This is a genomic window from Actinoplanes sichuanensis, assembly GCF_033097365.1.
Classification (GTDB): Bacteria; Actinomycetota; Actinomycetes; order Mycobacteriales; family Micromonosporaceae; genus Actinoplanes; species Actinoplanes sichuanensis.
In genome coordinates, this window is sequence record NZ_AP028461.1 from 5,842,852 (window position 1) to 5,869,253 (window position 26,402).

General features: G+C 69.2%; 24 protein-coding genes. 13 read left to right on the forward strand and 11 right to left on the reverse strand.

The annotated features are described in order from the left end of the window. Nucleotides 1-7 precede the first annotated feature (7 nt). On the forward strand, nucleotides 8-1,024 hold the full coding sequence (locus Q0Z83_RS26975; protein ID WP_317796797.1) for a S66 family peptidase: 1,017 nt from the start codon (nucleotides 8-10) through the stop codon (nucleotides 1,022-1,024). 4 nt (nucleotides 1,025-1,028) lie between these two features. Here Q0Z83_RS26975 and Q0Z83_RS26980 read toward each other — a convergent pair whose 3' ends face one another. The 3 genes from Q0Z83_RS26980 to Q0Z83_RS26990 all read right to left on the reverse strand — a co-directional run bounded on the left by Q0Z83_RS26980 (nucleotide 1,029) and on the right by Q0Z83_RS26990 (nucleotide 3,568). Then, nucleotides 1,029-1,700, reverse strand: a complete 672-nt coding sequence (locus tag Q0Z83_RS26980; protein ID WP_317796798.1) for a response regulator transcription factor — start codon at nucleotides 1,698-1,700, stop codon at nucleotides 1,029-1,031. 165 nt (nucleotides 1,701-1,865) lie between these two features. Next, complete coding sequence (locus tag Q0Z83_RS26985; protein WP_317796799.1) at nucleotides 1,866-2,030, reverse strand: hypothetical protein; 165 nt, start codon at nucleotides 2,028-2,030, stop codon at nucleotides 1,866-1,868. Between the two features lie 293 nt (nucleotides 2,031-2,323). Beyond that, nucleotides 2,324-3,568, reverse strand: coding sequence for a sensor histidine kinase (locus tag Q0Z83_RS26990; RefSeq protein ID WP_317796800.1), 1,245 nt, complete (start codon nucleotides 3,566-3,568; stop codon nucleotides 2,324-2,326). Between the two features lie 133 nt (nucleotides 3,569-3,701). Here Q0Z83_RS26990 and Q0Z83_RS26995 point away from each other — a divergent pair, with 133 nt between their 5' ends. The 9 genes from Q0Z83_RS26995 to Q0Z83_RS27035 all read left to right on the forward strand — a co-directional run bounded on the left by Q0Z83_RS26995 (nucleotide 3,702) and on the right by Q0Z83_RS27035 (nucleotide 15,752). Beyond that, nucleotides 3,702-4,601, forward strand: coding sequence for an ABC transporter ATP-binding protein (locus tag Q0Z83_RS26995; protein WP_317796801.1), 900 nt, complete (start codon nucleotides 3,702-3,704; stop codon nucleotides 4,599-4,601). Next, nucleotides 4,598-5,386, forward strand: a complete 789-nt coding sequence (locus tag Q0Z83_RS27000) for an ABC transporter permease (RefSeq protein ID WP_317796802.1) — start codon at nucleotides 4,598-4,600, stop codon at nucleotides 5,384-5,386. Before Q0Z83_RS26995 ends, Q0Z83_RS27000 begins: the two co-directional genes overlap by 4 nt. 399 nt (nucleotides 5,387-5,785) lie before the next feature. Further along, on the forward strand, nucleotides 5,786-7,513 hold the full coding sequence (locus Q0Z83_RS27005) for an immune inhibitor A domain-containing protein (RefSeq protein ID WP_317796803.1): 1,728 nt from the start codon (nucleotides 5,786-5,788) through the stop codon (nucleotides 7,511-7,513). 100 nt (nucleotides 7,514-7,613) lie between these two features. Next, nucleotides 7,614-8,330, forward strand: coding sequence for a MerR family transcriptional regulator (locus Q0Z83_RS27010; RefSeq protein ID WP_317796804.1), 717 nt, complete (start codon nucleotides 7,614-7,616; stop codon nucleotides 8,328-8,330). A gap of 17 nt (nucleotides 8,331-8,347) precedes the next feature. After that, nucleotides 8,348-10,909, forward strand: a complete 2,562-nt coding sequence (locus tag Q0Z83_RS27015; RefSeq protein ID WP_317796805.1) for a VIT domain-containing protein — start codon at nucleotides 8,348-8,350, stop codon at nucleotides 10,907-10,909. Nucleotides 10,910-11,164: 255 nt separating this feature from the next. Further along, on the forward strand, nucleotides 11,165-12,100 hold the full coding sequence (locus Q0Z83_RS27020) for a ricin-type beta-trefoil lectin domain protein (RefSeq protein WP_317796806.1): 936 nt from the start codon (nucleotides 11,165-11,167) through the stop codon (nucleotides 12,098-12,100). A gap of 238 nt (nucleotides 12,101-12,338) precedes the next feature. Next, nucleotides 12,339-13,739: a glycosyltransferase family 4 protein gene (locus Q0Z83_RS27025; RefSeq protein ID WP_317796807.1), complete on the forward strand. Its 1,401-nt coding sequence runs from the start codon at nucleotides 12,339-12,341 to the stop codon at nucleotides 13,737-13,739. Between the two features lie 212 nt (nucleotides 13,740-13,951). After that, nucleotides 13,952-14,671 (forward strand): class I SAM-dependent methyltransferase, encoded by a 720-nt coding sequence (locus tag Q0Z83_RS27030; RefSeq protein ID WP_317796808.1) that lies wholly within the window; start codon nucleotides 13,952-13,954, stop codon nucleotides 14,669-14,671. Then, the gene (locus Q0Z83_RS27035) at nucleotides 14,658-15,752 is read left to right on the forward strand and encodes a prenyltransferase/squalene oxidase repeat-containing protein (protein ID WP_317796809.1); all 1,095 of its coding nucleotides are present in this window, start codon (nucleotides 14,658-14,660) and stop codon (nucleotides 15,750-15,752) included. Before Q0Z83_RS27030 ends, Q0Z83_RS27035 begins: the two co-directional genes overlap by 14 nt. On the opposite strand, the gene Q0Z83_RS27040 is transcribed toward Q0Z83_RS27035, so the two are convergent. The 6 genes from Q0Z83_RS27040 to chvE all read right to left on the reverse strand — a co-directional run bounded on the left by Q0Z83_RS27040 (nucleotide 15,703) and on the right by chvE (nucleotide 21,454). Then, entirely contained in the window at nucleotides 15,703-16,347 is a 645-nt protein-coding gene (locus tag Q0Z83_RS27040; RefSeq protein WP_317796810.1) for a class I SAM-dependent methyltransferase, read from the reverse strand. The two genes, Q0Z83_RS27035 and Q0Z83_RS27040, sit on opposite strands and share 50 nt — an antisense overlap. 137 nt (nucleotides 16,348-16,484) lie before the next feature. Continuing rightward, nucleotides 16,485-16,877, reverse strand: a complete 393-nt coding sequence (locus Q0Z83_RS27045; protein ID WP_317796811.1) for a PPOX class F420-dependent oxidoreductase — start codon at nucleotides 16,875-16,877, stop codon at nucleotides 16,485-16,487. A 164-nt stretch (nucleotides 16,878-17,041) separates the two neighbouring features. Further along, nucleotides 17,042-17,461: a hypothetical protein gene (locus Q0Z83_RS27050; RefSeq protein ID WP_317796812.1), complete on the reverse strand. Its 420-nt coding sequence runs from the start codon at nucleotides 17,459-17,461 to the stop codon at nucleotides 17,042-17,044. A gap of 29 nt (nucleotides 17,462-17,490) precedes the next feature. Then, on the reverse strand, nucleotides 17,491-18,717 hold the full coding sequence (gene mmsB, locus Q0Z83_RS27055) for a multiple monosaccharide ABC transporter permease (protein ID WP_317796813.1): 1,227 nt from the start codon (nucleotides 18,715-18,717) through the stop codon (nucleotides 17,491-17,493). Then, nucleotides 18,714-20,267, reverse strand: coding sequence for a multiple monosaccharide ABC transporter ATP-binding protein (mmsA, locus tag Q0Z83_RS27060; RefSeq protein WP_317796814.1), 1,554 nt, complete (start codon nucleotides 20,265-20,267; stop codon nucleotides 18,714-18,716). Before mmsA ends, mmsB begins: the two co-directional genes overlap by 4 nt. Nucleotides 20,268-20,341: 74 nt before the next feature. Then, nucleotides 20,342-21,454 carry a multiple monosaccharide ABC transporter substrate-binding protein gene (chvE, locus tag Q0Z83_RS27065; protein WP_317796815.1) on the reverse strand — a complete coding sequence of 371 codons (1,113 nt, stop codon included), beginning with the start codon at nucleotides 21,452-21,454 and terminating at the stop codon, nucleotides 20,342-20,344. Nucleotides 21,455-21,748: 294 nt separating this feature from the next. Here chvE and Q0Z83_RS27070 point away from each other — a divergent pair, with 294 nt between their 5' ends. Next, on the forward strand, nucleotides 21,749-22,666 hold the full coding sequence (locus tag Q0Z83_RS27070; protein WP_317796816.1) for an Acg family FMN-binding oxidoreductase: 918 nt from the start codon (nucleotides 21,749-21,751) through the stop codon (nucleotides 22,664-22,666). On the opposite strand, the gene Q0Z83_RS27075 is transcribed toward Q0Z83_RS27070, so the two are convergent. After that, nucleotides 22,641-23,048, reverse strand: a complete 408-nt coding sequence (locus Q0Z83_RS27075; protein WP_317796817.1) for a DUF2000 domain-containing protein — start codon at nucleotides 23,046-23,048, stop codon at nucleotides 22,641-22,643. The genes Q0Z83_RS27070 and Q0Z83_RS27075 overlap by 26 nt on opposite strands. Nucleotides 23,049-23,098: 50 nt before the next feature. On the opposite strand from Q0Z83_RS27075, the gene Q0Z83_RS27080 reads away from it, so the two are divergent. Next, nucleotides 23,099-23,929 (forward strand): helix-turn-helix transcriptional regulator, encoded by an 831-nt coding sequence (locus tag Q0Z83_RS27080; protein ID WP_317796818.1) that lies wholly within the window; start codon nucleotides 23,099-23,101, stop codon nucleotides 23,927-23,929. Here the strand turns inward: Q0Z83_RS27080 and Q0Z83_RS27085 are convergent. Then, complete coding sequence (locus Q0Z83_RS27085; RefSeq protein WP_317796819.1) at nucleotides 23,868-25,598, reverse strand: L-lactate permease; 1,731 nt, start codon at nucleotides 25,596-25,598, stop codon at nucleotides 23,868-23,870. The two genes, Q0Z83_RS27080 and Q0Z83_RS27085, sit on opposite strands and share 62 nt — an antisense overlap. 139 nt (nucleotides 25,599-25,737) lie before the next feature. On the opposite strand from Q0Z83_RS27085, the gene Q0Z83_RS27090 reads away from it, so the two are divergent. Continuing rightward, nucleotides 25,738-26,394 carry a dihydrofolate reductase family protein gene (locus Q0Z83_RS27090; RefSeq protein ID WP_317796820.1) on the forward strand — a complete coding sequence of 219 codons (657 nt, stop codon included), beginning with the start codon at nucleotides 25,738-25,740 and terminating at the stop codon, nucleotides 26,392-26,394. The last annotated feature ends 8 nt before the right edge of the window (nucleotides 26,395-26,402 follow it).

Genomic DNA, 26,402 nt, shown 5'->3' on the forward strand with positions numbered 1-26,402 from the left:
CCGTGAAATGACCATCAGGTATCCATCACCGTTGCGTCCCGGTGACCTTGTCGGTGTCACCTCGCCGTCCAGCGGGGTCGACGAGAGCATGAGCGGCCGTCTTCAGGTCGCCGTCGAGACCGTGCGGAGCCGGGGGTACGAGGTAGTCGTCGGCGAGTGCATGGACGGCGCTCGGCACGTAAGCGCCCCGGCCCCGCAGCGCGCCGCCGAACTCAACCGGATGCTGACCGACCCGGCGATCCGGGCCGTGGTCCCGCCGTGGGGCGGGGAGACCGCGATCGATCTGCTGCCCCTTCTCGACTGGGACGCCATCAGCGCAGCCGAGCCGACATGGATCGTCGGTTACTCCGACATGGCCACGATCATCACGCCGTTGACGCTGCTCACCGGGGTGGCCACGGTGCACGGCAACAACCTGATGGACACCCCGTACCGTCCGCCGGCGGGTCTGCTGTCCTGGCTGGACGTCGTCACGCTGGCGCCCGGCGACTCGTTCACCCAGTCTCCGCCCGGCCGTTACCGGGACAAGGGCTGGGTCGACTACCGGACGAACCCGGAGGTCGACGAGTTCGTCCTGGACGCCGAGGGTGGCTGGACCAGGCTGGACGGGGCCGGTGACGTGGACGTCGAGGGGCGGCTCATCGGCGGCTGCATCGAGACGTTGTGCAATCTGGCCGGCACCCGGTACGCCGACACGTCTGCTCTCGGCGCGGACGGGCTGCTCGTCTACGTCGAGGCGGCCGGTGACGATGCGGCGACGATCTGCCGGAACCTGCACGGGATGCGGCTCAACGGGTTCTTCGACAACACGGCCGCGGTGATCGTCGGACGTACCGCCGCACCGCCGACCGGCAGCCTGAGCCAGACCGAGGCGGTCCTCGACGCGCTCGGCGGTCTGGGCGTGCCGATCGTCGCGGACGTCGAATGCGGGCACGTCGCTCCCTACCTCCCTCTGGTCAACGGGGCCCGCGGTCGGCTCGTCTTCTCCGCCGACCGCGCGGAGATCACCCAGACTCTGGATTGATCGCTCAGGCCAGGCCGGCATCGTGGACCAGCAGCGCCACCTGGACCCGGTTGTTCAGGTCCAGCTTGGTGAGCACCCGGGAGACGTGGGCTTTGACGGTGGCCACCGACATGTGCAGTTCGGTGGAGATCTCCGCATTGGAGCGGCCCTGCGCGACGGCCAACGCGACCTCGTGTTCCCGGGCGCTCAGCCGGGCCAGCAGGGTCTCGGCCCGGCGCCGATCCGGGTCGGGGCCCGGCTCGTGGGAGGTACCGGCGGCGACATGCGCGATCAACTGCCGGGTGACACTTGGTGACAGTGCGGCCTCGCCCTGGGCCACGCGCAGCACCGCGTCGCGGATCTGGCCCGGTGGGGTGTCCTTGAGCAGGAACCCGGCGGCCCCGGCACGCAGCGCCCGCAGCACGAACTCGTCGGCGTCGAATGTGGTGAGTACCAGCACCTCGGGCGCCCCGGGCCGGCCACGCAGCGTCTCGGTCGCGGCGAGTCCGTCGACTCCGGGCATCCGGATGTCCATCAGTACGACATCGGGCTGATGCCGCTCGACCGCTTCCGGCACTTCGGCCCCATCGGCGGCCTGGCCGACCACGCTCACCTGCTCGTCACCGGACAGGATCATCGTCAGTCCCGCGCGGACCAGCGGATCGTCGTCGACGATCAGCACCCGAACCGCGCTCATCCCGGTCCACCCATCTCTACCGCCACCCCCGTCTTCCCATCCCGTCCACACATCACCGGCGCGAGCCGCTCTCACCGGCTACGACCTTCACCCCTCGACCTTCACCCTCAGACCTTCACCCTCCGAGCTTCGCCCTTCGTCCTCGCCGCCGACGCCTGCGCTCCTTCAGCCGTTGCCGTCCTTGCCCATCCCGTCCTTGCCCATCCCGTCCTTGCCCATGCCGTCCTTGCCCATGCCGTCCTTGCCGATACCGCACTCGCCCTCGCCGACGAATGACGGCCGCTCACCGCGACACCCGCCGTTCCCGGGTGCCAGTCCGGACAGCACCATCGTCGACTCCGATGCCCGACATGGTCAGAACCTCCCTCGGCCTTCGCCATCGACGACCGCTCGGCAGCCGTTTCAGGGCGTCGCCAACTGCTCGGCACCGCCGGAAACATTCGTTGCGCTCCCCCACCGCCAACCCCGCTGAGCCGGCGACATCCGCTTGCCCACGACCTCGCCGACGGCTCGGCTTGGCGGGTGGAGATCGCTGGGCGCTGCCCTCGACGACCGGCCTGGCGGGTGGAGATCGCTGGGCGCTGCCCTCGACGACCGGCCTGGCGGGTCGGCTGAGCGGGGCTTCATGGGGGCCATGGCAGCCAGGCCGTGAGCACGAAGTCGTCGTCGACGCGGCCGTGGTCGAGGCGCCCCCCGGCGAGGAGTGCCCGCTCGGCGAGGCCGATCAGGCCCATGCCCGTACCGGGGATGGGGCGAGCGGGAACGGTGACCGGCATCGGATTGCGGACCTCGATGCTCAGGCCCTCGCCCGGCTCGCCGTCGACCACGACCCGCACCGCCGCGCCGTGGGCGTGCTTGCGGGCGTTGGTGAGGCCTTCCTGAACGATCCGGTACGCGGCACGGCCGGTCGCGGCGGGCACCGACTCGGGGTCGGCATTGATCTGCAGCCGGACCCGGTTTCCGGCGGACCTGGACTCGTCGGCGAGTGTGGGAAGCGCGCTGAGGGTGGGTTGTGGTCGCTCCGGGGTCTGCTCGTCCTCAGGCTGGCCGGTGCGCAGCACACCGATCACCACCCGAAGATCCTGGAGGGCCTGGTGAGCGCTGGAACGCACCACGGCGGCCGCGCCGGCGATCTCCTCCGGCGGTGCTCCGGGCCGGAACTCGAGCGCGCCCGCGTGCAGGCTGAGCAGCGAGATCCGATGGGCGAGGACGTCGTGCATCTCCCGGGCGATCCGGGTGCGCTCGAGGACGCGGGCCTGGGCGACGCGCAGCCGCTGCTCCGACTCGGCGCGCTCGGCGCGGTCACGCCAAGTGACGATCAGCTGCCGGCGGCCGCGGATGATCATGGCCCACAGTGCCGCGACCACGTTTATCGCGGCGCCCCAGCCGAACGCCTCCCAGTAGCCGAGGCCCCCCTCCGGCCGGGCGACGGCGAAGACGGCGTTGGCGGCGATGACCAAGGCGGTGTAGCCGGCGAGCACCGCGAAGCGCCGGTGCACGCCGACGGTGAACACGACGATCAGCTGGGTGAGGGCGCTGGCCATCGAGAACGTCGTGAGCAGCAGGGAGTAGACGGCCAGCGCGGTCAGGAAACGACGCCGCCACCAGAGGCCGATGGCGGCGATCGTGCTGGCCACCGCGTCGACCGCGGTGAGCCAGATCGGTGTGGTGCCCCAGGTTTTCGCCGTCTCGGAAGCCGGATCGAGCAGCTCGACGACGATCCAGGCGGTGAAGGCGATCGCGAGCAGGAAGCAGAGGCTGTCGACTGCCCAGTCGCGGGTGGACCGGCGCGCGGCCAGCGGCCCGGCCGGGTCCGCGGCCAGCGCGGACGGCCACAACCAGCGGTATTCCGGCGAGGAGGCTCCCACGCCGTCGACTTTACGGGCGCTCAGCCACCGTCCGGTACCGACCAAAGTCGATGCTTCGGCATATACCAAGGTTTCACCGACATCGACTCTCGGCCGACGCGGCGGCCGAGGCTTCTCGCTCACTCTGGGTCGCATGATTGCGGTTGAGAACCTCACCAAGACGTACGGGCCACAGCGCGCCGTCGACGACGTGTCGTTCACCTGTGAGCCGGGTACGGTGACCGGTTTCCTCGGGCCGAACGGCGCCGGCAAGTCCACCACGCTGCGGATGATCTGCGGTCTGACCCCGCCGACCTCGGGTCGGGCCACGGTGGCCGGGGTGCCGTACCGGCGGCTCGGCAACCCGGGGCGGCACATCGGTGTGCTGCTCGACGCGTCCGCCCAGCACGCCGGACGCACCGGGCGGGAGGTCCTCGCGCTGGCGGCGATCACGATGGGGCTGGACACGGCACGGGTGCCGGAACGGCTCGCGCGGGTCGGCCTGGACGCGACCGCGGCGAAACGGCGGGTGCGAGCGTATTCGCTGGGCATGCGGCAGCGGCTGGGTCTGGCGTACGCGATGATCGGTGATCCGGCCGTGCTGGTGCTGGATGAGCCTGCGAACGGTCTGGATCCGGAGGGCATCCACTGGATGCGCGGTCTGCTCCGCGGTTTCGCCGACCGAGGCGGCACGGTCCTGCTCTCCTCGCACCTGCTGCGTGAGGTGGAGGTGGTCGCCGACCGGCTGGTGGTGATCGGTAACGGCCGGATCCTCACCCAGGGCGACAAGGAGGACCTGCTCGGCGCGGCCGGGACGATGGTGCGGACCACCGATCCCGCCGCCCTGGACGCGTTGCTGCAGCGAATGGGGTTGACCGGCACCCGGTCGGTCGACGGCAGTGTCCTGGTGCCGTCGGATCCGCAGACCATCGGCCAGGCCGCCGCAGCGGCCGGGGTGGTGCTGCTCGAGCTGCGACCGGCCGGGGCCGGGGGTCTCGAGGAGATGTTCCTGCGCCTGACCGCGGGCGCCGAGCCGGAAGGGGCGCACCGATGACCGCGACCACCAGTGACGTCATGCCGGCGACCGTGCCGGCGAGCGCCGCCGCGCCGGTGCCGATGGCCCGGCTGACCTTTGTCGAGCTGCGCAAACTCGCCGATACCCGGGCCGGTATGTGGCTGCTCATCGTGATCGGCCTGGCCACGGTGGCGACGTCGGCGATCCTGCTGGGCTGGGCCGAGGACAGTGAGATCACCTTCGCCGGGTTGTACGGGTTCGGGTTGCTGCCGTCGGCGGTGCTGCTGCCGGTGCTGGGCATCCTGTCGGTGACCAGCGAGTGGTCGCAGCGGACCGCGTTGGCCACCTTCACCCTGGTGCCGGCGCGGGCCCGGGTGCTGCTGGCCAAGGTGGCGGCGGGCGTCCTGATCGCGATCGCCGCGACGGCGGCCACGGCGCTTCTGGCCGCGGTGGCCAACCTGATCGCACCGGCGGTGGGCGGCGACGGCTCGTGGAGCCTGGACCCGTCGATGGTCTGGCAGAGCCTGCTGATGCAGGTGATCTTCGTGCTGATGGGCATCGCGTTCGGCGCCCTGCTGCTGAACACCCCGTTGGCGATCGTCATCTTCTTCGCGCTGCCGACGGTGTGGTCGATCCTGGGCGGCAGCATCCGGGTGCTGGCCGATGCGTCCGAGTGGCTGGATCTCAACGTGACCTCGCAGGCGATGGCGGAGCCGGACATGACTTCCGGCGAGTGGGCCCGGGTGGCGGTCTCCGCCGCGGTGTGGGTGGTCCTGCCGCTGGTACTGGGGGCGATACGTGTGCTCCGCCGGGAGGTTTCCTGATCCACAACGGCCGGTGTTGGCGTCACGATCCGGCGATCGGAGGTAGCGTCCCGAGACGTGACGCGTACCCTATTTGCCAGCTTCGCGGCAATAACCGCATGCATCCCGTTATTTGCTGGCCCGGCGCCGGCCGCGCCACCGACCGATCCCCCTCCGGCGCCGAGTACCCCGACGCCACCCTTCGAGGGCGAGACCCTCGAACCCGACCTGGACCGGCTCACCTTCGAGGGTGAGCCGCTCCCGGTCTCCAGTTACGAGCCCCGGCCCAGTGCGCGCAGTGCCGCGGAGACACCCGATGTCGGCACCGTCCGCAGTTGGGCCGGGCTCAACTCGATCGACGGCGACGTCTACCGCAAGGACTACACGCTGCGGGGCGTCGGTGAACACATCGAGGTGTGGGTGGCCAACGATCTGGCCTTTCCCGAGAAGGACTGTCGCAAGAACTCCACCGAGGTCACCGACGCCCAGGTCACCTCGCTGGTCCGTGAGTTCGACGAGGTGATCTATCCTCGCGAGACCAAGGCCTTCAGCACCCCGCCGGACCGCGCCGGTACCAACGCGGGTCTGCCGGGCGACTTCACCGGGGCCGGCAACCGGACCGTCACACTCGTCGACAACATCCGCGACGACAACTACTTCGACTTCCCGAAGCGACTCACCTACATCTCCGGGTTCTTCTCCGAGCAGCTCAACGAGCTCTTCGACCGCAACGTGATCACGATCGACGCCTACGACTGGGCACATCGCACCGGGGCCGACCCGCAGCACGAACCGGCCGACGACCCGTGTGTCAGCCGCCCGGCCCGCCCGCGCATGTACGAGTCGACCTTCGCCCACGAATGGCAGCACCTGCTGACCTACTACACCGACCCGGACGAGGAGACGTGGATCAGCGAGGGGATGGCCGACTACGCCCAGCGGCTCGCCGGTTACTCCGAGACCGACATCGGGGTACGGCATCGCGGCTTCGACAACCACCTGGCCTGCTACCAGGGTTTCGGCATCGTCAAGACCGCCTACAACCCGAACCCGCGTGACTGCGGGGGCCCGGCCAACTCGCCGAACCTGTGGGACGAGGGCGAACCGGACGAGGTCCTCGCCGATTACGGCATCACCTATCAGCTCATGCTCTACCTCCACGACCGGTTCGGCGCGAAGCTGCTCACCCGGATGCACCTGGACAAGGAGAACCACGGCCTCGCGGCAGTCGCGGCCGCGCTGCCGGAGGGCGAGAGCCTGCACGACGTGCTGCACGATTTCCAGGTGACGACCCTGGTGGACAAGGTCGCCGGTGATCCGGGCGGCGTCGTCCGGGGGGTGGCCCGGCAGCGGGTGACCGCACGGAGCCTGCGGTCCACGGTGAACCTGGACAACCCGTCGGCCCACGGACGGCCCGGCGCGCCGCCCAACGGTGCCGATTACGTCAAGCTGCCGCACGGATGGCGGACGGTCGGTTTCGAGGGGGCGTCGTCGCTGCCGCCGGTGCCGCTGGCCTGGACCCTCGACGCGGGCATGCTCTTCTCCGGCGACACCCCGGACACCGACGCGACCGCGGTCCGCGAGGTCGAGGTGCCGGCCACCGACCCGGTCCTGCGGTTCACCACGACCTACGGCCTGGAGGAGAACTTCGACTATGGGTACGTGACAGTGTCGGCGGACGGCGGCAAGACCTATCAGATGCTCAAGGGCGACCGCACGGTCGACGGCCCACTCGGCGCGGCGATCACCGGCAAGGCCGCCGACGTCACCCTCTCCTACGACCTCAAGCCGTACGCCGGGAAGTCGGTTCTCCTGGGTTTCCGCTATGTCAGCGACGGCGCCGTGAGCATCGGTGGCTGGCACCTCAAGGACGTCAAGGTGGGTGCCACCGCGGTCGGCGGTGACAGCCTCGACGGCTGGAAGTCGCCCACCGAGATCCACCCGATCCCGGTGCATCACTGGGAGGTGACGCTGGTGGGACTGGCCGAGGACAAGGTGAAGGTGGTCCCGCTGAACGGCTTCGCCAGGCTCCGCCGCTATCCGAAGGTGGTCGCGATCGTCGCCTATGACGAGCCGACCGGCACGGTCACGCAATACGCCCCCTACACACTGACGGTCGACGGCAAGCCCTATCAGCCCGCCGCATAGACCCACGGCTCGACGACCTGCCCGTCACCGCATCCGCCGTGGCGGGCAGATCGCCATTATGGCATTGACAGTGTCATGGTGACAGTGTCATTGTCAGGGCATGTGGACGATGGAGCAGTTGGTCGAGCGGGTGAGCGCGGCACTCGCCGCGGAGTACCCGGGCGCCCCCAACGGCCGCGTCCGGGAGCTGCCCGACCGCAGGTCGATCCGGTGGTATACGACGATCGGCCTGGTCGACCGGCCACTCGGCACGCGTGGGCGCACGGTCCTCTACGGGCCACGTCATCTCTTGCAGCTCGTCGCGATCAAGCGGCGCCAGGCCGCCGGACGCACCCTGGCCGAGATCCAGGAGGAGCTCGCCGGGGCCTCCGAGCAGACCCTTGCCGCCGTCGCGCGGATTCCCGATCGCGTGCTCGGCACCGATCCGACCCCGGTCCCGCCGGCAGCTTCCCGGCCCCCGTTCTGGAAGGCGTCGCCGGCCGCGCCGGATCCACTCTCGTTCTCCCCCTCGGTCGATGCCGACCTCGCCTTGGAGACCCTCGCCCCGGCGTCCGCCGCCGGCGCCACACCGGACGACGATTCCGCGGAGCTCCGCGGCGGCACCACCCGACGCGAGCTGGCCGCCGCGGTGGAGGCACTCGTTCCGTCATCGCCACCGGTGCTCCCGCTGATCACCGGGTTACCCCTGGGCGGTGGCGTGATCCTGCTGCTGCCGCACCACACCACCGACCTCGACCGCGACGACATCGCCGCGGCAGCCCGTCCTCTGCTCGAACTGCTCGCGTCCCGCGGGCTCACCGATGGGAGAATCGCATGATCATTTCCGTGAATCCGATGGGATCGGCAGAGCTGGAGCGTCACCGTCAGGTGTCCGGTGCTGGCTTCGGCACGCTGCTCACCGACCGGGGCAACCTGCCGCTGGACCGTCTCGACGTGCGTGCCTCCATCAGCGGCCTACTGGTCCGTACCGAGCTGACCACCGAGTTCGTCAACGCACACGACACGGCGCTGGAGGCGACGTACGTCTTCCCGCTGCCGGACCGGGCCGCGGTCACCGGGATGACGATGACCGCCGCCGACCGGGTCGTCACCGCCGAGCTGCACGAGCGCGGCGCCGCCCGGGAGCGCTACGACCAGGCCATCGCCGCCGGCCAGCGGGCCTCCATCGCCGAGGAGGAGCGGCCCGACGTCTTCACCATGCGGGTCGGCAACATCCTGCCCGGCGAGCGGGTCACCGTTCAACTGCGGCTGGTCGGCCCATTACCGTACGAGGACGGGGCGGCCACCTTCCGGTTCCCGCTGGTGGTAGCGCCACGGTATGTGCCGGGGCTCCCGCTGCCCGGCCCGTCCGCCGGTGACGGCCAGCAGCAGGACACCGACGCTGTTCCGGACGCGTCGAGGATCTCTCCCCCGGTCCTGCTGCCCGGCTTCCCCAATCCACTGCGTCTGTCCATCGGTGTGGATGTCGACCCGGCCGGCCTGGAGCTCGGTGAGGTCCGTTCCAGTCTGCACACCGTCACCGAGCAGGGCGGGACCCTGCGGATCGCACCGGGCGAGCGGGCCGACCGTGACTTCGTGCTGCGGCTGGCGTATGCGGCGGGTGCCGAGTCCGCCGTCGCCGTGCCCGACGACGACGGCGAGCAGGGCACGTACCAGCTCGTGGTGCTGCCGCCGGAGCCCGCCGCGGCCCCGCGCCCCAAGGACGTGGTCCTCCTGCTGGACCGTTCCGGCAGCATGGGCGGCTGGAAGATGGTGGCCGCCCGGCGCGCCGCGGCCCGGGTCGTCGACACCCTGACCGCGGATGACAGGTTCGCCGTGCTCACCTTCGACCACGAGGTCGACCGGCCGGCCGGTCTCGACTCCGGCCTGGTCGAGGCCACCGACAGGCATCGTTACCGGGCGGTCGAGCATCTGGCCCGTGCCGACGCGCGCGGCGGCACCGAGCTGCTCAGCCCGCTCACCGCGGGGCTCGCGCTACTGGCCGACAGCCCCGGCCGTGACCGTGTGCTGGTCCTGGTCACCGACGGTCAGGTCGGCAATGAGGATCAGATCGTCAAGCAGGTGGCCCCGCTGATCGGCACGATCCGGGTGCACACCGTGGGTATCGACCGGGCGGTCAACGCCGGGTTCCTCGGTCGTCTGGCCGCGATCGGTGCCGGCCGTGCCGAACTGGTGGAGAGCGAGGACCGCCTCGACGAGGCGATGGAGCAGATCCACCGCCGGATCGGGGCACCGGTGGTCACCGGTCTCACCGTCACCGGCGACGGGTTCACGCCGATCGACGGCACGCGCAGCCCGGCCCGCCTGCCGGGTCTCTACCCGGGGGTGCCGCTCGTGATCACCGGGCGCTACACCGGTGCGGCCGGCGGTGCGCTCACGGTGACCGGGCGCACTCGTGACGACCAGGAGTTCCGAACCGTTGTCGCGGTTCAGGAGCGCTCCGAGTCGGCTGTCACCTCGCTGTGGGCCCGAGCTCGGCTACGCGATCTGGAAGATGCGTACGCGTCGGGTGATCTGTCGCTGGAGAGCGAGATCGTCGGTACGTCACTGCGGTTCGGTGTGCTGTGCCGGTTCACCGCGTTCGTGGCGGTCGACGCCCGGGTCGTCAACGAGGGCGGCGAAACCCGCAAGGTCACCCAGCCGGTCGAGATGCCGTCCGGGTGGGAGTCGCCCGCCGCCGCCCCGGCTGCGGCGCCCTTCGTCCTGGCCTCGGCGTCGCCGTTCCCCGGTGCCGTGGGTGCGGCAGGGGGTGCCGTCCCGCCGATGCCACCACCTGCCGCGCCGATGCCGAGCCGACCCGGCGTCATGCCGATTCGTGCCAAGCGTGCGGCCGCGCATGACACGTTCGCCGAGGCGGGCGCGAGCCTCGAGGCCGACAGCGCTGTCTGGTCCTCCGCCGAACCGGCTTCGCTCCACGAGACCGGCGCCGCGGACATGTCTGCCCCGCCTGCTTACGGCGGTGGCGGTGCACCGCCGTCGGCCCAGTCCGGCTCCGCCGCCGAGAGCGCGGTTCCGGCCGGCCCGGCGCCGCGTGGGTTCACCGGAATGGTGCGGCGGTCCCGCGCGGCTACGCCCGCTCAGGGGAGGCCGGGTCGGTCCGGTGACGGGCTGTCCGTGGACGAGCTGCGGGAACTCGCCGCGGTTGAGGTCTCGCGCCTGCGTGAGGCCGCCGGCCAGCCGTCGCTGGACCGCCGGGATCTGCTGGACGATCTGGTCAGTCGCCTCACCGTCCTGCTGGAGCCGGTCGCGGACGCCGCGGTCGACCCGGTCCGCGAGCTGATCTCCCTGCTGCGCGGCGACGCGTCGCTGGAGGAGAGGTGGGCGGCCGCGGTCCGGATTCTGGAGGAGTTCGCCACCGGAAAGGCTGCCACGAAGCGATCGTTCTGGAAGTCCTGATCCCCAAGCCGTGCGAAGCGGAGACGATCCGCAGCGCGGGCAGCGCGGGCAGCGCGGGCAGCGCGGGCAGCGCGGGCAGCGCGGGCAGCGCGGGCAGCGCGGGCAGCGCGGGCAGCGCGGGCTTCATGGATGTGATGGTGGGGTGGGTGGGGAATGCAGATAACGATGAACATCGACTGAATGGGGTCCTCACACCGGTCGCTTGATGACGGTAAGTTGGGGCACCGGTACCGAGACCGGGGGTGGCAACGCCAAGTGGGCGACGAACGTGATCCGTTGCTGGTGCGTCCGTTCGTTCTGCCGGACGGGGCTCGGCAGGAGCCACCCTCGTCGGCGTCCACCTGGCCGGTGGAGCAGCGGGCCGGGGAGATGCCGACTCAGTTGTTGCCGACGATTCCCGGGGTTCTGACTGAGGATCCGGGGCCGGACGGGGCACCGAACCACCGACGGCGCCGCTTTGTGTTGATCAGCGGGGCCGCGGCGCTCGTGGTGGCCACGGTCGCCGGTTATGCGCTGCTGCGGCCCGGAGATCAGCAGGAGACCTGGGTCTCGGTGCCCGGGCAGTCGTTGCCGGCCGCGGTCGGGCCGCCCACGTCGGCGGGTGTCGTGCCGAGCGCACCCCAGGGGGACGATCAGGTCAGTGGTCCCGGCGGAGGTGGTGCGGTGACCTCGTCGAAGCCGCCGACCCGCACGGCGTCGACGTCCCCGGCAACCACGGCGGCCTCGACGAATCCGTCGGTGGGGGCGTCGGTCGGTGGTTCGAGCAGTACGACGCCGGTGGCACCGGTGGCACCCGTCGATCTGCTGCCCACCGCGATCACGACCGGGAGTGGGCTGCTGGTCACCGGCAACGGGTTGTGTCTGGACCTACGGGGCGGTACCGCCGCCGAAGGCCGTGAGGTGCACATCGACGACTGCAACGGCACCAGCCCGCAACGCTGGAAGCTGAACACGAACCGCACCCTGGAAGTGCTCGGCATGTGCGCCTATCTCGTGGGTGACGGCACTGTCGAACTGACCGGGTGTGACGGGCGCACGACCGCACAATGGCAACTACTGAGCGACGGCACTCTGACGAACGCGGCGAACGGCCGATGCCTGACCGATCCCTACGTGGGTGCCCGGCCGGGTAACGCGGTCATCGTCACGGTCTGTGCCGGCGGCGGTAACCAGCGATGGTTGTTCCGCTGACCGCGCGGGCCGCCGCTAGCAGGCGGTCGGGTGGCATCCGACCCGGTCGGGCCACAGTGCGGCATGGGTGACGGGATGGGGACGGGGGCCGACTGCGGTGACTGAACGTGTTTGGGTGGGCACATTGCGGGATGCTACGGGCGTACAGAGTGAGAATGTTTCTGATTTTCGTAAAGTGATCGAATCCTCGGGCCGAAACAGTAGTGATCATCTGTCTTCCGCCTCTTAGGGTCATCTGGTGATCTCCGCGCCTCTTCGCATCGCCCTCCTGTCGTATCGGAGCAAACCGCACAGTGGGGGGCAGGGGATCTATGTCCGGCATCTGTCGCGGGAGCTGGTTCGGCTCGGGCATCGAGTGGAGGTGTTTTCCGGGCCGCCGCTTCCCGAGCTGGACGACGGGGTCGAGCTGACGGTTCTGCCGAGTCTCGATCTCTATCGCGAGCCTGATCCGTTTCGCACACCGAAGGCGTCGGAATTCACCAGCTCCATCGATGTTCTTGAGTGGACGGCGATGTGCACGGGGGCCTTCCCGGAACCGCTGACGTTCTCGTTGCGGGCGTGGCGGCATCTGCGGGAGCGGCTGGCCGAGTTCGACGTGGTGCACGACAACCAGTGCCTCGGGTATGGGTTGTTGCCGTTGAGCTGGTCGGATACGCCGCTGGTGGCCACGATTCACCATCCGATCACGGTTGATCGGGACCTTGAGCTGGCGGCGGCGCCGGACTGGAAGCGGCGAGCCTCGTTGCGGCGCTGGTATGCGTTCACGCGGATGCAGGGGCGGGTGGCTCGGCGGTTGCCGTGGCTGACGACGGTGTCGCAGGCCGCGCGGGACGAGATCGTCGAGGCGTTCCGGGTGCCCGCCGAGCGGATGCGGGTGATCGGGGTCGGCGTGGACGTCGACACGTTCAACCCGGCCGGGGACGACGCCACGAAGACACCAGCCGCAAGCGACACCGCGCTAACGGCGACCGCGAGCGACACGCCGGCGGCGCTCGGGAACGGCGTGCCGGAGTCTGCGGCGGTCAACCGGGTGGTCACCGTGGCCAGTGCGGATGTTCCGCTCAAGGGGCTGCCGGAGCTGATCGAGGCGGTTGCCAAGTTGCGCGCCGATCATGATGTGGAGCTGGTTGTGGTCGGTTCGGCGCGGCCGGACGGGGCGGCCGCGAAGGCGATCACGCGGCTGGGCCTGGATGGTGCGGTGCGGTTCGTGTCGGGGATCTCCGATGCGGAGCTGGCTGATCTCTTCCGGTCCGCGACGGTCGCTGCGGTGCCGTCGCGGTATGAGGGGTTCTCGCTGCCGGCAGTGGAGGCGATGGCGTGCGGGGTGCCGCTGGTCGTGACGACGGCTGGGGCTCTGCCGGAGGTGACCGGCCCGGACGGGCTGGCGTCGCTGCATGTGCCGCCGGGTGATCCGGGGGCGCTGTCGGCGGCGATCGGACGGCTGCTCGACGACGAGGCGCTGCGTCGGCGGCTCGGTGCGGAGGGACGGCGGCGGGCGGTCGAGCATTTCACCTGGCGGCGGACCGCGATCCGTACCGCCGAGTGGTATGCCGACGCGATCGCCGCGCACGGCAAAGGCAGCCGCCGGGCCGCGCCCCGGCCTGCCGAGGCGGAGGCCCACCAGGCCGGAAGCCGCTGACCGACGACGCGAGGCCGCGCCGAGAGAGCCCTCCGCACGGCGATGAACCGGCGAAGCCGCGCAGGACGGGGACAAAGCCGAGCCGGCCCGAGCAGGGCGAGGCGTAAATGCCGCCACCATCAGGCGGCCCGACGACAAGTGCGAGACAAGACCCCACAACGGCGCCGCCGGCGAGGGGTGCAGCGGAATGAAAGGGCAGGTAGGGCACATTGTTGACCGTCGACTACGACCGGCTGGACGTACGGCCGGGGATGCGGGTCCTCGATCTCGGCTGCGGTGAGGGCCGGCACACCTTCGAGGCGTTGCGGCGGGGCGCGGACGTCGTCGCCCTGGATCTGAGTGTCAAGGATCTGGCCACGACCGCGTCCTGGTGTGCGGCGATGGAGCTGGCCGGTGAGGTTCCGGCGACGGCGAGCGCCACGACGATCCAAGGTGACCTGCTGGCCCTGCCGTTCCCGGACGCCAGTTTCGACCGGATCATCGCGTCGGAGGTGCTGGAGCACATTCCGGACGATGTGACGGCGATCCGGGAGCTGACCCGGGTGCTGAAGCCGGGCGGGCGGGCGGCGGTGACGGTGCCGCGGTGGCTGCCGGAGCGGGTGTGCTGGGCGCTGTCCGACGAGTACCACGCCAATGAGGGCGGGCACGTGCGGATCTACAAGGAGGACGAGTTGTCCGGCCGGTTGCGGGACGCGGGTCTGACGGTCACCGGCAACGGGTTCGCTCATGCGCTGCACAGCCCGTACTGGTGGCTCAAGTGCGCGATCGGCGACGCCGGCCTGACCAAGGCGTACCACAAGATGCTGGTCTGGGACATCACCGAGAAGCCGGCGCTGACACGGGTGTTGGAGCAGGCGCTGAATCCGCTGATCGGCAAGAGTGTGGCGATCTATCTGAAAAAGGAGGAGGTGACCGTGGGTGTCGGTGCCTGACCTACCGGGGGTGCTGAGCGCCGACGACATTCGTGTCACGGTCGCCAGCATCGCCGCCGAGCAGGAGTCCACCGGCGCCATTCCGTGGCACCGTGCGGCCCAGCTCGACCCTTGGGATCATGTCGAGGCGGCGATGGCGCTGGATGTCGGCGGTGAGACGCAGCGGGCCGAGGCCGCCTATGACTGGCTGCGCCGCACCCAGCGTGCCGACGGCAGTTGGGCGTCGCGGTACGAGAGCGGGGTGGTCGCCGACGTCACGGCCGAGACCAATCACGCCGCGTATCTGGCGGTCGGCTGCTGGCATCACTTCCTGTGCACCGGCGACGACGATTTCCTGGCCCGGATGTGGCCGACGATCCGGCGGGCGCTGGATTTCGTGACCGGCTGCCAGGCGCCGGGCGGGGAGATCTGGTGGGCGGCCGGTGACGAGGTGGCGCTGTTGACCGGGTCGTCGAGCATTCATCAGGCGCTGCGCTGTGGTGTCGCGATCGCCGACCGGGTCGGTGCGCCGCAGCCGGACTGGGATCTGGCCGCCGACCTGCTGGCGGACGTGATCCGAGAACACGCGACCGACAAAGATGCGGCCGGTAAAGATGCGGCCCGTGAAAAAGCCGGCGAAAGAGGCAGGCATCCGGCGGCGTTCGCCGACAAGGACCGGTTCTCGATGGACTGGTACTACCCGGTGCTGGGCGGCGCACTACGGGGCGAACCGGCGAAGCAGCGGCTGCGGGAGCGGTGGGACGAGTTCGTGGTGCCGGGCCGGGGTGCCCGCTGTGTCTCCGACCGGCCGTGGGTGACCGGTGCGGAGACGTGTGAGCTGGCCCTGGCGCTGGACACGGTCGGTGACCGGGACGCCGCGACCGAGCTGGTCGCGGCGATGCAGCATCTGCGGGAGCCGGACGGTTCCTACTGGACCGGGCTGGTGCTCACCGACGGGGTGCGGTGGCCGGTGGAGCGGACCACGTGGACGGCGGCGGCGGTGGTGCTGGCCGTCGACGCGCTGCACGCGGCCCACCCGCGGTCGGAGATCTTCAGGACGCCTGGTTTCGCCGGAGAAGTCGCAGCGAACCACAGCCGGTGAGCTCCACATAGTCGCCGGATTCGACCGCTTTGCGGTAGATGCGGTAGGGGGCCTGCCCACCGTCGGCCGGGTCGGGGAACACGTCGTGGATGGCGAGGACCCCACCGGCCGCCAGGTGCGGCGCCCAGCCGGCCAGGTCACGCTGCGCCGACTCGTCGGTGTGGCTGCCGTCGAGGAAGAGGAACGACAGCGGCGTCGACCACAGCGCCGCGAACTCCTCGGCCCGGGCCACGACCGCGACCACGACGTCCTCGGCGCCGGCTTCGGCGATGGCCCGCCGGAACCCGGGCAGCGTGTCGATCTTCCCGACCAGCGGGTCGACAAGTCCCGGATCGTGGTACTCCCAGCCCACCTGGTGCTCCTCGGAGCCCCGATGGTGGTCGACGGTCACCACCTTGCCGCCGCGAGCACGGGCCGCGGCGGCCAGGTAGAGCGTCGATTTGCCCAGGTAGCTGCCGACCTCCAGGATCGGCCCGGCGGGCGCGGCGAGCGCGGCCTCGGCGAGCGCGCGGCCCTCGTCGGCCGGCATGAAGCCGGCCGCCTCGGCAGCGGCGGTCAGTAATCCCTGGTCCAGCACGATCTCCGGCGACGACATCGCGTCATCATAAGATCAACACCGTTTGATCGTACGGCCGGAGCCGTCACCAACCGCAACACACCACCTCGCGTGCGGTCGCCGCGAGACCGAAGCGACGCCGGGCCGCAACGCGGCCGCCGGGCTGAATCCGGTGGTCAGTGACCGCCCGCGAACGTCGGCCGCACGTAGATGATCACCCGGTCGGCGGCGTCCTTGGGGACCGCCGTGCCGAACGGCGCGTCGTACCGCTTGGCCAGCTCGACGAAGAAGTCACCGGTCGGGTCGGGGTCGATGTGGTCGACGACACCCCGGATCTCGACATACCGGTACGGGTTGTCCTGGTCGATGATCGAGATGGCGACGGCCGGGTTGGCGCTGATGTTCTTGAACTTCTTGCGATAGTTCGTGTGCGTGAACTTCAGGAACTCGCCGTCCCACGCATACCACATCGGGTTGACCTGCGGCGTTCCGTCTTCGCGGATCGTCGCGAGGTCGGCGAACAGCGGCCGCTCCAGCAGATCGATCAGTTCATCCGGGATGCTCGTCATGGGGTTCTCCTCCGTCGTGAGTGGCCGACCAATCCTGCCTGAGAAATGTGAACGCCGCCCGGCCGGTACTCACCCTTACCCCCGGACGGGCTACCCGGACATGCAACAGCGCCGCTCGTGTATGTCCCCACGAGCGGCGCTGTTTCCTTCCCCCCGGAAGGTCTCTACGAGCAGCGCGGAAGTGCCTCGCTCAGCGCCGCCTTGCAGTACATGTGTCCACCGCCGGCCAGCCGGACCCAGACGCCCTTGGTGATCCGGTTGTCGAGGTAGTACCAGTCGGTGTTGTTGTAGGTGACAGCATCGACATCAACGTTGCCGCCGCCCCGGAGACCGCCCGGTTCGAGGTCGTTCTGCGTGCACTTGTGCAGCGATGTCGTGGACACCTGCCACTGCCGGCACCAGTTCTTCCCGCTGTCCCAGGTCTCCGTGGTGGTCATCTTGAACCGCGAGTTGTTGTTGACACTGCCGCAGCCGACGTTGTTGGAACAACCGGCGGCCTGCGCGGCGCTTCCGGTCAGGAAGGTCACCCCGGCGCTCAGCATCATCGCGGCCGAGACCACCGCGAACGTCTTACGGATCTTCATTCTTTCCCCCGTGCTTCTCAATGCCGCGGCTACTTGCCGCGGCGCTTGTTCAGGATGTCCAGCGCGACCGCGGCGATCAGGACCAGGCCCTTGATCACCTGCTGGTAGGCGGGGTCGGTGCCCATGATGGACAGACCCATGTTGAGCACACCCATGATCAGGGCGCCGATGATGGCGCCGGTGATCTTGCCGATGCCGCCGTTGACGGACGTGCCGCCGATGAAGGCCGCGGCGATCGCGTCGAGCTCGTAGTTGGTGCCGGCGGCGGCGATACCCGCACCGGCCCGCGACGTGGTGATGACCGCGGCGACGCCGGCGAGCAGGCCCATGTTCACGAAGATCAGGAAGTTGACCCGCTTGGTCTTCACACCGGACAGCATGGCGGCGGGCAGGTTGCCGCCCATCGCGTAGATGTGCCGGCCGAAGATCGTGTTGTTCATCAGGAACGTGTAGATGATCACCAGCACGCCGACGATGATCAGCACGATCGGGGTGCCACCCGCGCTGGAGGCCAGCAGGTAGGTGAGCGCGCCGATGGCCAGGGCGGCCAGAACCAGCTTGCCGACGAACGCGGCGAACGGCTCGGTGTGCAGCTCCAGCTTGTTCAGCTCACGCCGCGCCCGGACCTGCGCGACGGCCAGGCCGACGAACGCGAACACACCGATGAACACGGTGATGCCGTCGAGGTTGCCCAGGTAACCGGCCACCGGCGGCAGCGAACCGTTGCTGATCTTCTTGAAGCCGTCCGGCAGGCCGGCGACGGTCTGGTCGAGCACGACGATCGCCAGACCACGGAACAGCAGCATGCCACCGAGGGTGACGATGAAGGCCGGGATGCCGACGTACGCCACCCAGAAGCCCTGCCAGCAGCCGACCAGGCCACCGATGGCGATGGAGATGGCGACCGCGACCGGCCACGACATCTCGAAGTCGGTCATCAGGATGGCACAGATGCCACCGACGAACGCGACCACGGAGCCGACCGACAGGTCGATGTGTCCGGCCACGATCACCATGACCATGCCGATGGCCAGGACGAACACGTACGCGTTCTGCTGGATCAGCGCCGCGATGTTGTCCGGGTTGAGCATCAGGCCGTCGGTGGTGACCTGGAAGATCGCGATGATCACCAGCAGCGCCGCGATCATGCCGTACTGCTGGATGTTCTGACCGAGGTAGGCCTTGAGCGACCCGCCGTCGTTCTTCTTGGTGGGCTCGGGTGCCTTCGACGGCTCGAGCGTGGTGGTGGCGCTCACCGGGTTGCTCCGCTCTTCTCCATGGTCATGTAGCGCATGAGGCTCTCCTGGCCGGCCTCGGCGCGGGGAAGTTGCCCGGTGATCCGGCCCTGGCTCATCGCGTAGATCCGGTCGCAGATGCCGAGCAGCTCGGGCAGCTCCGAGGAGATCACGATGACGGCCTTGCCGGCGTCCGCGAGCTTGTTGATGATCTCGTAGATCTCGTACTTGGCGCCGACGTCGATGCCGCGGGTGGGCTCGTCGAGGATCAGCACCTCGGGCTCGGCGAAGAGCCACTTGGCGAGGACGACCTTCTGCTGGTTGCCGCCGGACAGCTTGCCGACGACCACATCCACGCTGTTGGCCTTGGTCTTCATGTCCTTGCGGTACTGCTCGGCCATGATCACCTCGCGGGCCGCGTCGACGACGCCACCCTTGGTGATGCGCTTGAGCTTCGCCGCGGACGTGTTGCGCTTGATGTCCTCGATCAGGTTCAGCCCGTAGTGCTTGCGGTCCTCGGTGGCGTACGCGATCCCGTGCTCGATGGCCGCGTCGACGGTCTTGAGCGTGACCGGCTTGCCGTGCAGGAACAGCTGCCCGGAGATACCCGACCCGTAGCTGCGGCCGAAGATGCTCATGGCCAGTTCGGTACGGCCGGCGCCCATCAGACCGGCGATGCCGACGATCTCACCGGCACGCACGTCGAGGTCGGCGTTGTCGACGACGACCCGGCTGTGGTCGGTGGGGTGGTGCACGGTCCAGTTCGCGATCCGCAGCACCTCGTCACCGATGGTGGGCTCGTGCGACGGGTACCGGTTCTCCAGGTCACGGCCGACCATGCTGCGGATGATCCGGTCCTCGGTCACCGGCTCGGCGCCGTGCATGTCGAGGGTCTCGATGCTGTGGCCGTCGCGGATGATCGTCGTGCTGTCGGCGATCGCGGCGATCTCGTTGAGCTTGTGCGAGATGATGATCGACGTGATCCCCTGGCCCTTGAGCTGCCGGATCAGGTCGAGCAGATGTGCCGAGTCCTCGTCGTTGAGCGCCGCGGTCGGCTCGTCGAGGATGAGCAGCTTGACCTTCTTGGACAGCGCCTTGGCGATCTCCACGAGCTGCTGCTTGCCGACGCCGATGTCCTCGATCTTGGTGTCCGGGGACTCCGACAGACCGACCCGGGCCAGCAGGTCGGCGGCCTGCTTGTTGGTCTGCGCCCAGTTGATGACGCCACCGCGGGCCCGCTCGTTGCCGAGGAAGATGTTCTCGGCGATCGACAGGTACGGGCTGAGCGCCAGCTCCTGGTGGATGATGACGATGCCCCGCTCCTCGGAGTCACGCACCGTCCTGAATCGGCAGGTCTCGCCCTCGAAGACGATGTCGCCCTCGTAGGTGCCGTGTCCGTAGACACCACTGAGCACCTTCATCAGGGTGGACTTGCCCGCGCCGTTCTCGCCGCAAATGGCGTGGACCTCCCCGCGGGCCACGCTCAGCGTGACGTCCGAGAGCGCCTTGACGCCCGGGAAGGTCTTGGTGATCCCCCGCATTTCCAGGATCGGGGTCGTGTCGTTGGCCATCGCACAACTCGCTTGCTCTAGAACCGACCGGGACCGGCCGGGCCCGCAGAAGGTGGGCCCGGCCGGAGTTCGACTTACAGGCCGAGCTTGTCGGCGGTGTAGAAGCCGGAGTCGACCAGCTTGGTCTTGACGTCGTCCTTGGTGACGACGACCGGCGGGAGCAGGTACGACGGGACGACCTTGACACCGTTGTTGTAGGTCTTGGTGTCGTTGGTCTCGACGGTGCCGCCCTTGACGATCGCGTCGACCATCTTCAGGACCTGGTCACCCAGGGTACGGGTGTCCTTCCAGACCGTCATCGCCTGCTTGTCGGCGAGGATGTTCTTGGTGTTCGCCAGGTCGGCGTCCTGACCGGTGATGATCGGGTAGTCGGCGCCCGGCTTGTAGCCCTTGGACTCCAGCGACTGCGCGATACCCAGCGCCAGCGAGTCGTTCGGGGACAGAACGACGTTGACCTTCTTGCCGCCGGTGTAGAACGAGTTCAGACGGTTGTCCATCTCGGACTGCGCGGTCTCGGTCTTCCAGCCCTGGATGGACACGGTGGTCCACTCCTCGTTGCTGGCCGGCTTCTTGCCCGACGGGACGACCAGCTTGCCGCTGTCCACGTACGGCTTGAGCACGTCCCACGCGCCGGAGAAGAAGAACTTCGCGTTGTTGTCGTCCGACGAACCCGCGAAGGCCTCCAGGTTGAACGGGCCCTTGCCGTCCTTCAGGCCCAGCTTGTCGACGATGAACTCGCCCTGCAGCTTGCCGACCTGGTAGTTGTCGAAGGTCGCGTAGTAGTCGACGTTCGGCGTCGAGTTGATCAGACGGTCGTAGGCGATGACCTTGACCTTCTTCTCGGCGGCCTTCTCCAGCGCCGGCGCCAGGGCGGTGCCGTCGATGGAGGCGACGACCAGAACCTTCGGGTTCTGGTTGATCATGTTCTGGATCTGGGTGATCTGCTGCTCGACGCTGTCCGCGTGCTGCAGCGAGGTCTGGTACCCGGCCTTCTTCAGGATCTCGTCCAGGTGCGAACCGTCCTTGTTCCAACGCTCGAGGCTCTTCTGCGGCATCGCGATGCCGATCAGGTTCGAGGTCTCGGTGCTGGACGAGGAGGACTCGTCACGGGTGCTGCTGCAAGCGGAGGTCGCGGCCAGCGATGCGGCCAGAGCGACGGACGCGAGGACCCGGAAGTTCTTGGACACCTCGACGTCTCCTTTCTATCGGGCCCGCTGCCGGGCCTCCGAAGCTTCGATTTGTTGCTCGGCACAACATACGACGCTTCCGAGAGAGTTTCACGCGGGGGTTCGTAACGGCTGCGTAACACTCCCCGTGACCGAGGAGGCGAACAAACACCCTGAAGAGGCGTTCAGCATCCACGTTCCGTAACCAAACGGCGATCATCGTATTTGTTGGCCACAGCGACGAAACAGCGGGCCACCCCGATTGAGGACCTCCGACCCTGCCCGGTCCGCCCCAACCGGCCCACGCTGAGACCCATGACCACCCGGACGGCAGTTCTCGCGCACGCGGCCCGCCTGGCCCGGCACGCCCCCTCGATCCTCAACACCCAACCCTGGTCATGGCGGATCGGACGGCACACCGCGGAACTCCGCACCGACCCCACCCGCCGGCTACCCCACGTCGACCCGCAACAGCACCTCATCCTGCTCAGTTGCGGCGCCGCCCTGCACCACGCCACCATCGCCGTCCACGCCCTCGGCTGGGACGTCGAGGTCGAACACGGCACCGACCCCGTCGCCCGCCTGGTCATCGCCAACCCCGCCACCCAGCGCGACACCGACCTCGCCGCCGCCATCACCCGGCGGCACACCGACCGGCGGCCCTTCAGCGCCCAGACCCCCAGCGACGAGACCATCACCCACCTGCGCCGCGCCGCCGAAACCCAGGGACTGCACACCCATCTGGTACGCCGAGACGAGATCCCCCTCCTCGCGGCGACCACCGCCCGAGCCGCCTCCGACGCAGCCCACCGACCCGGCCACACCGCCGAAGTCGCCCACTGGGCCACCGGCGCGGGCTCAGCCGGAGGACGGCGCCCGGTACCCATGCGCGCCCTGCACGGCCCGGCCACCGGCGACGGCGACATCGGCGCCCGCTACCTCGTCCTGCACGGCCCCGGCGACACCCCCACCGACTGGCTCCGTGCCGGCGAGGCCCTCTCCGCCCTGCTACTCACCGCCACCGTCCACGGCATCGCCTGCTCACCGATGAGCGAAGCCGTCGAGGCACCCTGGCCCCGCGGCCTGCTCGCCACCCTCATCGGCGAACCCTGCCACCCCTACCTCGTCATCCGCTGCGGCTACCCGACACACGACGAACCGCCCCCGGCCACACCACGGCGACCGGAGGCGGAGACCACCACCTACCTCATGGGTGCATCGACGCGCCCTTGACCACCCTGTCCACCACGTTGCGCGGCCCGAACACGGCGATCCCCACCAGATCCAGATCAGCGGTCGACACCGCACGCACCGCCGCCCGGTTCGCCGCATCGTGCCCGGTCGCGAACAGATCCGACGTGAACACCGCCATCCGCACCCGCCCCAACGCCCGACCGTGCGCCGCCGACAACAACTCCTTACCACCCTCGAACACCATCACCGGCTGCCGGAACATCGGCAGGTACTCCACCCCGCCACCGTCGACGTACGGCTCACCGACCACCTCCGGCACCACCGAACCCAGCCCGGACACCAGAAAGGCGGTCACGTTCAGCCGCTGCCACGTCAACAGGTCGTCCCGCAGCACCACAGCGATCTTGTTGTCGAACCTCATGCGTCACATCGTCACGACAACGCCCCCACCAGGTCTTGTACGATTTTGACGTGCACCGGCTCGAAGCCTGGCGGCCACCACTGGACGGCGTCGTCGAAGTGCTGCACGCACACTTCGACGAACACGCCTACCCCATGCACGCCCACGACACCTGGGCCGTGCTGCTCGTCGACGACGGTGCCGTCCGCTACGACCTCGACCGCCACCAGCGCGGCGCCTACGGCGACCTGATCACCGTGCTACCCCCGCACGTGCCCCACAACGGCACCTCCGCCCGACCCGGCGGCTTCCGCAAACGCGTCCTCTACCTCGAACACGACCGACTCCCGGCCCACCTCATCGGCGCCACCGTCGACACCCCGGCCATCACCGACCGCGCCCTGCATCACGCCATCTCCCGGGTGCACCGGCTCATCCGTACCCCCGGCGAGGTCTCCGCCGCCGAGGACCTGCTCGCCGTCGCCGTCGCCCGGCTCCGCACCCACCTCGGCGCGCCGCCCGAGCCGCGGCCGGACGGCCGCGTCGCCGCACACGCCCTGCGCGACCTGCTCGAAGAACACATCATCGACGGACTGCCCCTCGCGACCGCCGCCGCCATTCTGCATTTCGACCCGGCGCATCTGGTCCGCTCGTTCCGCCGCGAATTCGGCATGGCTCCACACCAATACCTGATCTCCCGCCGCGTCGACACCGCCCGCCGGCTCATCCTCACCGGACAGCCGTTACACGCCGTCGCCGTCGACAGCGGATTCCACGACCAGCCGCACCTCAACCGACATTTCAAACGGATTCTCGGCATCAGCCCCGGCCGCTATGCCACTACCTCGGCACCATCCATTCCAGCACCGGCGTCGCCTGGAGAGTCACCAGCACACACATGAACAGCAGCAACACCAGACTCCAGCCGACCACCCGCCGGAAGATGTCACCCTCCCGGCCCGCCATCCCGACGGCCGAAGCCGCGATCGCCAGATTCTGCGGCGAAATCATCTTGCCCAGAACGCCACCCGACGAATTCGCCGCCGCGAGCAGCACCGGATCCAGCCCGGTATTCACCGCCGTCTGCACCTGCAACGCCCCGAACAGCGCATTCGACGAGGTGTCGGAACCGGTCACGGCCACCCCGATCCACCCCAGAATCGACGACAGGAACACGAACACCCCACCGGCCGCCGCGAAGAACGCACCGAGCGTCGCCGTCTGACCCGACTGATTCAGCACATACGCCAACGCCAGCACCGCCATCACCGTCACGATCGCGTGCCGCAGCTCCACATAGGTACGCCCATAGGCCCGCAAAGCCGCCCCCGGCCGGACCCGCAACACCAGCGCGGTCAGAATCCCGGCCAGAATCATCAACGTCCCCGCCGCCGGAAGCCACCCGAACGTGAAATTCACCGACGACAGCGGCTTACCGTTCGCCCCCAGCACATCCAGCCCCGGCCAGCCGAAGACCACCGTCCACGGCTCCCCGGCCAGCGCTTTCTTGACCGGCGCCAGATTCGCCACGGAGAAGATCGCAATGATGATGAGGTACGGCGCATAAGCGCGCAGCACCTCCGCGGGCGGATCCCGCCGCACTCCTCGGGCCCCCACCCGAACCGCGCGACCGCCGACCGTTTCCGCGGCCGCCGATCTGTCCTCGGCTTCGGCCGTCGGCTCCCCCGGCGCGGCCTCCGTGTGCAGATCGGGTGATTCGACCGGACGCCACACCCTCAGCAGCAGCACCACCGCGGCCGCCGAGACCAGAGCGGCGATGATGTCGGTGAGCGGAACCGACACATAGTTCGACGCCACGAACTGCCCGACCCCGAACGTCAAACCGGCGACCACCGCGACCGGCCACGTCTGCCGGACACCCCGGCGCCCATCCACCACGGCCACCAGCACCAGCGGTACGACCACGGCCAGGATCGGAGTCTGCCGGCCGACCATCGCACCCAGCGTGTCGGTGTTGAGCCGAGGATCAGCGACCGCCCCCGACGTGACCGTCCCGAGAGTGACGATCGGCGTGGCCAGCGCCCCGTAGGCGACCGGAGCCGTATTCGCGATCAACGCCACCGCCGCCGCCCGCAACGGTCGGAACCCGAGCGCCATCAACATCACCACGGTGACCGCGACCGGAGTCCCGAATCCGGCCAGCGCCTCCAGCAGCGCCCCGAAACAGAACGCCACGATGATCGCCTGGATCCGCATGTCCGGACTGACCCGTTCCATCGACCGCCGGAGGACATCGAAATGCCCACTCACGACGGTCAGGTTGTACACCCAGATGGCATTGATCACGATCCACAGAATCGGGAAGAACCCGAACGCCGCCCCTTCACTGGCGGAGAGCAGCGCCTGCCCGAGCGGCATCGAGTAGACGGCGACCGCGACGACGAGTGCCACACCGAGCGAGATCAGACCGGCCGGCCAGGCCCGCATCCGGAGCACACCGAGCAGCACGAACAGCGTGACCAGAGAAAGCGAGGCGAAGATCGCCGACAGCCCGACCGAGCCGCCGACCGGATCAGTAACGATCGTGAACTGTTCGAACATGACAGCCATCCAGATTCATCGATCACCTTAGCCGCAATGTAGTCCCTTCCCCCCGAACCGCAACACAGTCAACAAAGCCGCCGCCTGCCGTAGGAAGCCGAGGTGGGCGATTAGTTTGCCGGGTGGGGGCGGTCTGCATGGGTGACCGATGACGACGAAACGGCTGGAGGACACCGTGGGCACGATTCACATCGACCTGTTCGCGACGCTCGACCTGGTGGGGCAGGCGCCCGGCGGGCCGGACGAGGATCCGGAGGGTGGCTTCCCGTTCGGGGGCTGGCAGGCGCCGCTGTTCGAGCAGTCCGGCGGGGAGCAGGTGGCGGCCGGGATGCAGGGGCTGGACGCGCTCCTGCTGGGCCGCAAGACCTACGACATCTTCGCCGGGCACTGGCCGCACCAGCCGGAGGACGGTCTCGACGGCGGGATCGCGGCCCTGTTCAACCGCGTGCCGAAGTACGTCGCCTCGCGCGGCAAGCCGGACCTGGAGTGGGCGGGTTCCACGCTGCTCGGCCCGGACCTGGTGGCGGCCGTGCACGAGATCCGGGACCGGCACGACAACATCCACGTGATCGGCAGCCTCGACCTGGTGCAGAGCCTGCTGCGGGACCGGCTGTTCGACCGGCTCAACCTGTGGTTGCACCCGGTCGTGCTGGGCACCGGCAAGAAGGTGTTCGACGGCGGCGCGGTGCCGGCCAACCTGACGCTGGTCGAGCCGCCGTTCACCACGCCGAAGGGTTCGGTGCTGCTGCGCTACGCCCTCGCCGAGGGCACCCCCACCACCGGCGACATGACCGCGCGAGGCTGAGCCCGGGG

Excerpts from the sequence above, each read along its gene's own strand:
- Q0Z83_RS26975 (WP_317796797.1), top strand. The coding sequence starts at position 8 with ATGACCATCAGGTATCCATCACCGTTGCGTCCCGGTGACCTTGTCGGT.
- Q0Z83_RS26980 (WP_317796798.1), bottom strand. The coding sequence starts at position 1,700 with ATGAGCGCGGTTCGGGTGCTGATCGTCGACGACGATCCGCTGGTCCGC.
- Q0Z83_RS26985 (WP_317796799.1), bottom strand. The coding sequence starts at position 2,030 with ATGGTGCTGTCCGGACTGGCACCCGGGAACGGCGGGTGTCGCGGTGAG.
- Q0Z83_RS26995 (WP_317796801.1), top strand. The coding sequence starts at position 3,702 with ATGATTGCGGTTGAGAACCTCACCAAGACGTACGGGCCACAGCGCGCC.
- Q0Z83_RS27000 (WP_317796802.1), top strand. The coding sequence starts at position 4,598 with ATGACCGCGACCACCAGTGACGTCATGCCGGCGACCGTGCCGGCGAGC.
- Q0Z83_RS27010 (WP_317796804.1), top strand. The coding sequence starts at position 7,614 with ATGTGGACGATGGAGCAGTTGGTCGAGCGGGTGAGCGCGGCACTCGCC.
- Q0Z83_RS27015 (WP_317796805.1), top strand. The coding sequence starts at position 8,348 with ATGGGATCGGCAGAGCTGGAGCGTCACCGTCAGGTGTCCGGTGCTGGC.
- Q0Z83_RS27040 (WP_317796810.1), bottom strand. The coding sequence starts at position 16,347 with ATGTCGTCGCCGGAGATCGTGCTGGACCAGGGATTACTGACCGCCGCT.
- Q0Z83_RS27045 (WP_317796811.1), bottom strand. The coding sequence starts at position 16,877 with ATGACGAGCATCCCGGATGAACTGATCGATCTGCTGGAGCGGCCGCTG.
- Q0Z83_RS27050 (WP_317796812.1), bottom strand. The coding sequence starts at position 17,461 with ATGAAGATCCGTAAGACGTTCGCGGTGGTCTCGGCCGCGATGATGCTG.
- mmsA (WP_317796814.1), bottom strand. The coding sequence starts at position 20,267 with ATGGCCAACGACACGACCCCGATCCTGGAAATGCGGGGGATCACCAAG.
- Q0Z83_RS27070 (WP_317796816.1), top strand. The coding sequence starts at position 21,749 with ATGACCACCCGGACGGCAGTTCTCGCGCACGCGGCCCGCCTGGCCCGG.
- Q0Z83_RS27075 (WP_317796817.1), bottom strand. The coding sequence starts at position 23,048 with ATGAGGTTCGACAACAAGATCGCTGTGGTGCTGCGGGACGACCTGTTG.
- Q0Z83_RS27085 (WP_317796819.1), bottom strand. The coding sequence starts at position 25,598 with ATGGCTGTCATGTTCGAACAGTTCACGATCGTTACTGATCCGGTCGGC.
- Q0Z83_RS27090 (WP_317796820.1), top strand. The coding sequence starts at position 25,738 with ATGACGACGAAACGGCTGGAGGACACCGTGGGCACGATTCACATCGAC.